Annotated in this window: 10 protein-coding genes; 7 read left to right on the forward strand and 3 right to left on the reverse strand. The window is 72.9% G+C overall.

The window, feature by feature from the left end:
* Nucleotides 1–265: 265 nt before the first annotated feature.
* A complete protein-coding gene (locus tag ACFV0Q_RS33520; protein WP_385010576.1) occupies nt 266–1,108 on the reverse strand; it encodes a pentapeptide repeat-containing protein in 843 nt (280 codons plus the stop codon).
* A 262-nt stretch (nt 1,109–1,370) separates the two neighbouring features.
* Here ACFV0Q_RS33520 and ACFV0Q_RS33525 point away from each other — a divergent pair, with 262 nt between their 5' ends.
* The 5 genes from ACFV0Q_RS33525 to ACFV0Q_RS33545 all read left to right on the forward strand — a co-directional run bounded on the left by ACFV0Q_RS33525 (nt 1,371) and on the right by ACFV0Q_RS33545 (nt 6,679).
* Nucleotides 1,371–1,979, forward strand: a complete 609-nt coding sequence (locus ACFV0Q_RS33525) for a LysE family translocator (RefSeq protein WP_385010578.1) — start codon at nt 1,371–1,373, stop codon at nt 1,977–1,979.
* 53 nt (nt 1,980–2,032) lie between these two features.
* Nucleotides 2,033–2,827, forward strand: a complete 795-nt coding sequence (locus ACFV0Q_RS33530) for a thioesterase family protein (RefSeq protein ID WP_385010580.1) — start codon at nt 2,033–2,035, stop codon at nt 2,825–2,827.
* 133 nt (nt 2,828–2,960) lie between these two features.
* Nucleotides 2,961–4,622, forward strand: coding sequence for a serine/threonine-protein kinase (locus tag ACFV0Q_RS33535; RefSeq protein ID WP_385010582.1), 1,662 nt, complete (start codon nt 2,961–2,963; stop codon nt 4,620–4,622).
* 141 nt (nt 4,623–4,763) lie between these two features.
* The gene (locus tag ACFV0Q_RS33540; RefSeq protein WP_385010584.1) at nt 4,764–5,783 is read left to right on the forward strand and encodes an NlpC/P60 family protein; all 1,020 of its coding nucleotides are present in this window, start codon (nt 4,764–4,766) and stop codon (nt 5,781–5,783) included.
* A gap of 200 nt (nt 5,784–5,983) precedes the next feature.
* Nucleotides 5,984–6,679: a phosphatase PAP2 family protein gene (locus ACFV0Q_RS33545; RefSeq protein WP_385010586.1), complete on the forward strand. Its 696-nt coding sequence runs from the start codon at nt 5,984–5,986 to the stop codon at nt 6,677–6,679.
* Between the two features lie 286 nt (nt 6,680–6,965).
* On the opposite strand, the gene ACFV0Q_RS33550 is transcribed toward ACFV0Q_RS33545, so the two are convergent.
* Both ACFV0Q_RS33550 and ACFV0Q_RS33555 read right to left on the reverse strand, forming a co-directional pair.
* Nucleotides 6,966–7,196 carry a hypothetical protein gene (locus ACFV0Q_RS33550; protein WP_385010588.1) on the reverse strand — a complete coding sequence of 77 codons (231 nt, stop codon included), beginning with the start codon at nt 7,194–7,196 and terminating at the stop codon, nt 6,966–6,968.
* A 61-nt stretch (nt 7,197–7,257) separates the two neighbouring features.
* Entirely contained in the window at nt 7,258–7,410 is a 153-nt protein-coding gene (locus ACFV0Q_RS33555; protein ID WP_385010590.1) for a hypothetical protein, read from the reverse strand.
* Between the two features lie 206 nt (nt 7,411–7,616).
* On the opposite strand from ACFV0Q_RS33555, the gene ACFV0Q_RS33560 reads away from it, so the two are divergent.
* On the forward strand, nt 7,617–8,492 hold the full coding sequence (locus ACFV0Q_RS33560; RefSeq protein ID WP_385010592.1) for a hypothetical protein: 876 nt from the start codon (nt 7,617–7,619) through the stop codon (nt 8,490–8,492).
* 146 nt (nt 8,493–8,638) lie between these two features.
* On the forward strand, nt 8,639–8,791 hold the full coding sequence (locus ACFV0Q_RS33565; protein WP_266576516.1) for a hypothetical protein: 153 nt from the start codon (nt 8,639–8,641) through the stop codon (nt 8,789–8,791).
* Nucleotides 8,792–8,812: the final 21 nt, after the last annotated feature.

An 8,812-nucleotide genomic window follows, 5' to 3' on the forward strand; every position in this document is an offset into this window, starting at 1 on the left:
GGGGCCGGGCCCACACCCGCGGGCGGGTGGGGTTGGGGCGGGGCCGGGCCTCAAACGCCGGTGGGGCTGGGCTGGGCCGCGTCTCAAACGCCGGCGGGGCTGGGCTGGGCCGCGTCTCAAACGCCGGCGGGGCTGGGCTGGGCCGCGTCTCAAACGCCGGTGGGGCTGGATTTGGGCTGGGCTGCGTCTCAAACGCCGGCGGGGCTGGGTTGGGCTGGGCCGCGCCTCAAACGCCGGTGGGGCTGGGTTGGGGCTGCGCTGCGTCTCAGGGGTTGGTGGGGTGCCAGTGGGTGGGGTGGGTGAGGGACGGGGGGATGCGGGTGGTGGGGGTGCCTTGGGCGGCGTTGAGTTGGGGCTGGGTGAGGAAGAGGGTGTCGCGGAGGTCGGCTCCGCGGAGGTTCGTGTCGCGGAAGTCGGCGCCGATCAGGTCGGCGCCCCGCAGGTCGGCGCCGCTGAGGTCGGCGGCGATCAGGTAGGCGCCGCGCAGGTTGGCCCCGCGCAGGTCGGCGCCCGAGAGGTGGGCGCCCATCAGGTCGGCGCCGCGGTGGTTCTTGCGGCGGCCCGGGACCTTGGCGCGTACCAGCTCGCTGGCCTTGAGGAGGAGGGGGTTGATCTCCTGGCGGAGCGCGCCGACGTCGAGGCTGGTCAGGGCCTTCGCGTCGGCCCGGGTGAGGGCCTCGGTCCGGGTCAGGGCCGTGCGCAGGGCCGGGTGGACCGGGGCGGCCGCGGGGAGGGTGAGGGCCTCGGCGACGTAGAAGAGCAGCTCGTGCAGCTGCCGCATCACGGGGAAGGCCTCGAACATCTGCGCGCGGGTCTCGGGGTGCGCGCGCCAGTCCCGGCCGCCGAAGGTGACCTGGGAGACCTGCTGTCCTGCCCCGAAGCAGTCGAAGACGGTGCATCCCTGGAAGCCCTTGTCGCGCAGCCGCGTGTGGATGCCGCAGCGGAAGTCCTGCTGGAGGTTCTTGCAGGGGGTTCCGGCGGACTTGTTCACGGCGAAGTCGGTGGACTTGGCGAAGGGCAGGGCGACGCAGCACAGGGCGAAGCAGTTGCCGCAGTCGGCCTGGAGGACGGGGAGGACGGGGAGCGCGGGGCTGGTGGGGATGGGCACCCTGCCATTGTCACCCGTCGGCGGAGTGGGGCGGCGAGCCGCATTTCCGCGGCGGTCCCGGTGCGGAAGCCGATTTCTCGTAGAGGTGGAGGGCGGCCGTGGTGCTGTGGGCCCAGACGCCGAGGCCGACCTCGGTGATCCGGGCCCGGAGCGGTGCGCGGTCGTCCGGGTGGAAGGGGCGGAGGGTGAGGATGGGGCCGGTGTTGGTGGAGAGGGAGGGGCGGGCCTTGATCCCCGCCGGTGGGGTGGTGAGGATCTGTGCATGACAGAAGTGATCGCAGTCGCCGTCATCACCGTGCTCGCGGTGATCAGTCCGGGCGCGGATTTCGCCATGGTGGTCAGGAACAGCTATCTGTACGGGCGGCCCACGGGGCTGTTCGCGGCGGCCGGGGTCGCGGCCGGGGTGCTGGTGCACGTCTCGTACACGATGCTCGGGGTCGGTCTGCTGATCGCCTCGTCGACCGCCCTGTTCACGGCGATCAAGCTGGCGGGTGCCGCGTACCTGGTGTGGATCGGGATCCGGACCTTCCGGGCGCGGGCCGAGCTGACCGTGGACCTGGAGTCGAAGGCGGTGCTGAGTCCGCTGGGGGCGATGCGGTCCGGGTTCCTGACGAACGTGCTGAATCCGAAGACCACCCTGTTCGTGGTGTCCACCTTCACGCAGGTCGTGGAGCCGGGCACGCCGGCGTGGCGGCAGGTGGGGTACGGGCTGTTCATGTCGGCCGCGCACCTGGTGTGGTTCGGGTCGGTGGCGCTGTTCTTCTCGGACGCGCGGCTGCGCGACCGGATGCTGAAGGCGCAGAAGGCGCTGAACCGGGCGATCGGGTCGGTGCTGGTGGGGCTGGGGGTGGGGCTGGGGTTCGCGCGCTGAGCCGGGTGAAGGGGGCTGGCCGACGGTGATTACCTCTCGGTAGCGTGCGGGGCATGGATGCTGAGGGCGGGTTCTACGAGCGGATCGGCACGGGGCGGTTCGTGGCGGGCGAGGCCACGCGCGGGCCGTGGGACGCGGGGTCGCAGCACGCCGGGCCGCCGGCCGCGCTGCTCGGGCGGGCGGTCGAGGAACGGCCCGGGGCGCGGGACGACATGCGGATCGCCCGCATCACGTACGAGATCCTGCGGCCGGTGCCGATCGGCGGGCTGGAGATCACCACGAGCGTGCTCCGGGCGGGCCGGAACACCGAGCTGGTGGAGGCGGCCCTCACCCCCGAGGGCGCTTCCGGGCCGGTGATGCTGGCGCGGGCGCTGCGGATCCGGGTGGCCGGGGAGCCGGTGCCGGCGGTGGCGCCGGGGGCGGTGGTGCCGACGCCGGGGGAGGCGGCGGCGTCGCCGTTCTTCCCGGTGCCGTGGGAGAGGGGCTACCACACCTCGGTGGAGGCCCGGTTCACGGACGGCTCCTTCACCGAGCCGGGGCCGGGGACCTGCTGGATGCGGATGCGGGTGCCGCTGGTGGCGGGCGAGGCGGTCCGGCCGCTGGACCGGGTGCTGGTGGCCGCCGACTCGGGGAACGGGATCAGCGCGGTCATGGACTTCGGCCGGTTCGTCTTCGTCAACGGGGACCTCACCGTGCACCTGCACCGGCATCCGGTGGGGGAGTGGGTGTGCGTGGAGTCCCGTACGAGCGTGGACGCGGCGGGCATCGGCCTGGCCGACGCCCGGCTGCACGACGAGAAGGGGCCGATCGGGCGGGGCGCGCAGAGCCTTTTCGTGGCACCGCGCTGAGGCCGGTCCGCCGGGAGCCGTGTCGCTCGTACGGGTGCGGGCCGCCGGCGGGGATCCGTACGGGAGCCCGCGGGCGGCTCTGACCGCCAACCCGCCTTAGGAATAGGGCAGTCGGTGTGGCAGTCTCGGGCGGATGGAGGCGCTCAGAGAGACCGATCCGACGCACATCGGGGCCCACGCGCTGCTCACCCGGCTCGGGGCGGGCGGGATGGGACAGGTGTACCTGGGCCGGTCGCCCGGCGGGCGGCTGGTGGCGGTCAAGGTGATCCGGGACGAGATCACGGGCCACCCGGAGGCGCTGGCGCGCTTCCGCCGCGAGGCCGAGACGGTGCGCGCCGTGCGGTCGGCGTACACGGCGAACCTGATCGACGCCTCGTTGACGTCGCCCCCGTACTGGATCGCGACCGAGTACGTGGCCGGCCCGACGCTCAGTCACGTGGTCGCACAGCGCGGTGCCCTGCCCGCCGCAACCTGCCGCCGGCTGTTCGCCGCGCTCGCGGAGGGGCTCGGGAGCGTCCACGCCTACGGGGTGACCCACCGGGACCTCAAGCCGCAGAACGTGATCCTGGGAGCGCAGGGGCCGCAGCTCATCGACTTCGGCATCGCGCGCGGTGTGGGCGACACCGTGCTCACGCAGGACGGCCAGGCGCCGGGAACCCCCGGCTACACGGCGCCCGAGGTGCTCCTGGGGGCCGAAGCGGGACCGGCCGCCGATGTCTTTGCGCTCGGCGCGACGCTCGCGTACGCGGCCACCGGGCGGCCGCCGTTCGGCCAGGGCGCGGCGGCGACCGTGAGCTACCGCGCCGTGCACGAACGGATCGACCTGGCGGGGGTGGAGCCGGAGCTGGCCGCGCTGATCGGCTCCTGCGTGGCGAAGGCCCCGGCGGACCGGCCCGCCCTGGCCGAGGTCATCCGTCGCTGCGGGGTGCGCGACGCCCTGGTCGACGATCCGGTCTACGTCGGGCTCGGCGTGCTGGGCGAGGCCGTGCCGCTGCACGAGATGCGTACGCAGGGTCCCGGGCTGCCCCACCGGTACACGCCGACCCGGCAGGTGGCCGCTCCTCAGCCGCGGCGCCGGGCGGCGGTCTGGGCCGCGGCGGGGATCGCACTGGCGCTGGTGGGGGCGGTCGCGGTGTGGAAGCTGCCGCTGGGTGGCGGGGACGGTGGGACGCCCCGGGGCAGCGCGCAGAGCCCCCCGGGCAAGAGCGCGGGCCCCGGTGGCGGGACGCCGGGCGCCGACGGGCCGTCCGGGACGCCCGCCGCACAGCCCGCGGCCGGTCCGCCCACCTTCATCCGTCAGACGGGACCGAACTTCGACGACTTCGACCCCAGCCTGAAGGTGAACGACTGCAGGGAGCCCGAGGAGGAGCGCCCCAAGTCCGCCTTCCAGATCGCCGTGACCACGGCGGAGACCGATACCACGAAGCAGGTGGCGGCCGGCACGGTCCAGATCGGCTACCGGATGAAGGACGCCCCCGCCGACATGCCGCCGTACTACGTGGCCGTCGTCGTGAAGCCGCAGCACGAGATCGACGCGAACGGCCGCTCCACGGCGGTGACGGACAACCGTCAACTCGGCTTCGTGGCAAAGGCCCGCAACGTGTACGAGGGGCAGGGGACCGACTGGAAGTACGTCACCTACCCCGATGACTTCTCCATGCTGGTCGACGGCAAGACGGTCAAGGCCGCTCCGCTCTCGCAGGATCCGGGCGTCTGGACCGTGGTGTTCCGGCACGCAACGTCCGACACGGACCACAAGAGCATCTTTTGTACGGGCTTCCCCAGCGGCCCCTGACGGCCCCTGGCGTCCCGTGCGGACGGCCCGAGTCGAAAGCGATCAATCAGAAGAGCTGACCGGATGGGCCGACAGAAGGGATGATTCGACACGGGTGGTGAATGCTCCGATAAACGCAAGGCGATGGGGGAGGGTTGACGGGTGCGCAGATTCTGGGTGATCGGCGGGATCGGCTTCGGGGCGTGTCTCAGCTTCCTCGTCCTGCTGGTGGTCGGCACCTACTCGGCCGCGGCCGGGATCGAGAGTGCCGCCGGGGGCCGTCTCGCGGGGCTCGTCAAGGGGGCCGTGCCGGGGAAGTACCAGTCCCTCGTGCAGAAGTGGGGCGTCCTCTGCCCGACCCTCACGCCCGCCGTGCTCGCCGCCCAGCTCTATTCCGAGAGCGGCTGGGACCCCGACATCGTCAGCCCGGCCGACGCGCGGGGCATCGCCCAGTTCATCCCGGGCACGTGGGCGACCCACGGGATCGACGGCGACGGTGACGGCGACCGTGACATCTGGGACCCGAACGACGCGATCCCGTCGGCCGCTTCGTACGACTGCGAGCTCGCGCGCTATGTGGGCAAGGTGCCCGGCGACCCCGTCAAGAACATGCTGGCCGCGTACAACGCGGGGCCCGGTGCCGTTCTCCAGCACCAGGGCGTGCCTCCGTTCCGCGAGACCGAGGGCTACGTGAAGGCCATCACGACCCTCGCCAAGAGCTTCGAGGCACCCGTCGGGCGGGTGGCGCCCTCGCAGCAGGCTGCCGGGGCCATTTACTTCGCGCAGAAGCAGTTGGGGACGCCGTATCTGTGGGGTGGCAACGGGACGGCCGATCAGGACGGGCGGTTCGACTGTTCGGGGCTGACCAAGGCGGCGTACGAGACCGTGGGGATCGAGCTGCCGCGCGTGGCCAACGACCAGTACAACGCCGGGTCGCACCCCTCGCGTGCCGAGTTGCTGCCCGGGGATCTCGTCTTCTTCTCCGATGATCTGACGAACTCTCGGGAGATCCGGCACGTAGGCATCTACGTGGGCGGCGGGTACATGATCAACGCCCCGTTCACCGGCGCGGTCATCCGGTTCGACAAGGTCGACACGCCCGACTACTTCGGTGCGACCCGGGTCACCAAGGACGGTGCGGAGGCTCTTCCGGAGCGGGCGGCCGCCACTCCGGCGGCGTAGCGACTCTGCGTCAACCGCAGGCCTTGAGCTGCGATGACGAATCACTCTTGGATAACGTTGGAGTGATCATTCGGTGGAGAGTGGAACGTAGCTGCCAGAACGGGCGTTCCATGAACACGGGGGCTGATCGGCGGGGGGTTGTAGGGGCGCACACCGCCGTGCGTCCGCAGGGGACCTAGGCAGGCAAGGGGCCGCGGCGCATGGCTGGACTCACAACGGGTGGGCCGAATGTGGATGTCGGCCTGCTGTACGAGATCAACGGCCTGGCCCGGCACGCCCCGGGCTGGTTCGACCGGGGCGTCGCGGTCCTCGGCGGGTACGGGTTGCCGCTGGCCATGCTCCTTCTCGTGCTGTGGTGTTGGTGCGGGGCCCGTCGGCAGGACGAGGCGACGGCCGCCGAATCCTTCGCCGCGTTGGTGTGGGCGCCGCTCGCCGCGGCCATCGCCCTGCTCGTGAACGTGCCGCTGCGCGGATTCGTGGCGCGGCCGCGGCCGTTCCTGCAGCACGAGGGGCTTGAGGTGCTCGGCGGTTCGGCCGGGCCGGGTGCCGGGTTCTCGTTCGTGAGCGACCACGCCACTCTCGCGATGGCGCTCGGGGTCGGGGTGTTCCTCGCGAACCGGCGGCTCGGGCTCATCGGGATCGGGCTGGCGCTGGCCGAGGGGCTGTGCCGGGTGTACCTGGGCGTCCACTACCCGACCGACGTCATCGGGGGGTTCGCGCTCGGCACCGCCGTCGTACTGGTCCTGGCGCCGCTGGCCATGGCCGCGCTGACCCCCCTGGTACGGGCCGTCGCGCGGGCGCCCCGGGTGGGGTGGCTCGTACGGGCCGGGGACCGGGTGGTGGCCCGGCCGGTCGAACTGGCGCAGCGGCCGGCGGAGAACGACCTCGCCGCGTAAGCCCTGGCCGGGCGGGGGGCGGGTCCGGTGCGGCGGGACGGTGGGCGCCGTTCGCGTGTGTGGCTCCGCGCCCGCCTTGCCCGGGCGGTGGGCGGGGGCCCCGCGTGCGGTACCCCGTAGGCCCGTGAGGGGGTGACCCCGTTCGGGGTGTACCTCCCTGGTGCGTGGCACCGCCGGGCGGGTCCTCGTCAGGTGGTGTGGGACCAGAGGGACAGGGCCGTGGCCGTCAGGAGGCACAGGGCGGCTGCGGCGTAGAAGAGGCGGACTGCCGTGGGGCGGGGGCGGGTCACTGGTGGTCGTCCTCCCCGGTCTCGTGCTCCGGGTCCTCGCGGCGGTAGCGGGAACGGAGCCACAGGCCGGTCGCGACGGCCGCCGCGGTGGTGACGCCGATGGCCAGGGCCACGTCGCCCGGGCCGTCCGCCGAGCCCACCGGCCGGGCCCAGGCCGCCGCAGCCGGGGTGAACGCGATCAGCAGGGCCCAGAGGAGGGCCGCGAGGCGGGGTGCGGTACCTGGCATGAGTCAAGGGCAACCGCTCCCGAGCGGCCCGGCCACCCGGGCCGTCCGAACGGGGGTGCTCCTATCCCGCCGAGTGGCCGGTGGCGTCCTTGCGGGCCAGGTCTCTGGAACGGCGGGCCGGGCCGGTCCAGCCACAGCTGCAGACGGCGAGGCAGAAGGAGCCGCGTTCCGCGGTGCTCGTGATGTGTCCGGAGGGCTGCTGTGCGGGCTCCACGGGGGGACGTGTCAGCGGCACAGCGGGAAACGGAGGGGCCAGGGTCGCCTTCGTGTGCGGATCCACGCCTCCACGGTACTCGGTCCGGCCCGGTCCGGTACGGGGCCCGCACCGGGCTCGGCCGTGACGGGAAACCCCGGACCTCGTTAACCGGAGCGGGTGGGGCCTCGGGCAAACAGCGGTCACGCGTTGGGGGTTGGCAGGCGATGGTGGTGCACCAGCACAGGCGGCGGCGAAGGCGTGCGGGTGAGGCGGTGCTCGCGGTCTGCGTGGCGGTGACCGTCGCCGGCCTCGGCGGATGCGGCGCCGCGAGCGGTACCGGGACGGAAACCGGAGCCGGAGCCGGAGCCGCCGCGCCCGGCGACGACCGGCCGCCCGGCGATCCCGCCGCGGCCGTCCGCGGGGCCGCCGACGCGCTCACCGCCACCGGCAGCGCGAGGGCCCGTACCGCGATGGAGATGGCCACCGGCGGAACCGTGGTCACCATCCGCGGCGAGGGCGGCGTCGACTTCAAGAAGCGGATGGGCCAGCTGCTGGTGATGCTGCCCGCCGACGTGACCGGCAAGCCCGAGCACCGGCCCATCACCGAGCTGCTCGTCCCCGGCGCGCTCTACATGAAGAACCGGGGCGCCGGGGTGCCCGACGACAAGTGGGTCCGGCTCGACACGGCCGCGCTGTCCGACGGGAACCTCGTCACCGGCGGGGCCACCGATCCGCTGGCCGCCGCCGAGCTGCTGCGCGGGGCGCAGGAGGTGACGTACGTGGGGCAGACCGAGGTGTCGGGCACCAAGGTGCGGCACTACCGGGGGACGACGGACATCGGGCGGGCCGCGCAGAGCGCGTCGCCGGGGGTCAAGGGGGCGCTGGAGGCGGCGGCGAAAGGGTTCAGCAAGGACAGCGTGCCGTTCGACGCGTACCTCGACGAGGAGGGGCGGCTGCGGAAGGTCAGGCACCGGTTCACGTACGTCAAGAATGGCGTGATCGATGTCTCCTCGACCACGCTGCTGTACGGGTTCGGGACGCCGGTGACCGTCGTATTGCCCGCAAGCGGGGACATTTACGCGGGGAAGATCGCCGACTAGGGGGCCGGCGGGACCGGACGGTGCGTCCGGGCCATGGTCCCGCTATCCGGAAATGGTCCATCCGTGTCATGCGCGGCACGGCGTGCGATCCCTACGCTGGAGAGCCGAGCGCCGACGGGCGAGGGCGGCAGAGAGAGGTGACACGCGTGACTCCCGCAGGCGGTACGACGGTGCAGGACCACGTGGCGCTCGCCGAGATCGAGCTCTGCGGCGAGCTGATCATCGCGGCCTCGGCGGCTGTGGAGGAGCGGTTGAGTCAGGACCGGATCGATGAGGTTCTGATGGCCATCTGTCTTTAGACCCCGGCGGTTCGGTGGGGC

Origin of the sequence: Streptomyces sp. NPDC059564, assembly GCF_042735575.1 — a bacterium.
In the GTDB taxonomy this organism is placed as follows: domain Bacteria; phylum Actinomycetota; class Actinomycetes; order Streptomycetales; family Streptomycetaceae; genus Streptomyces.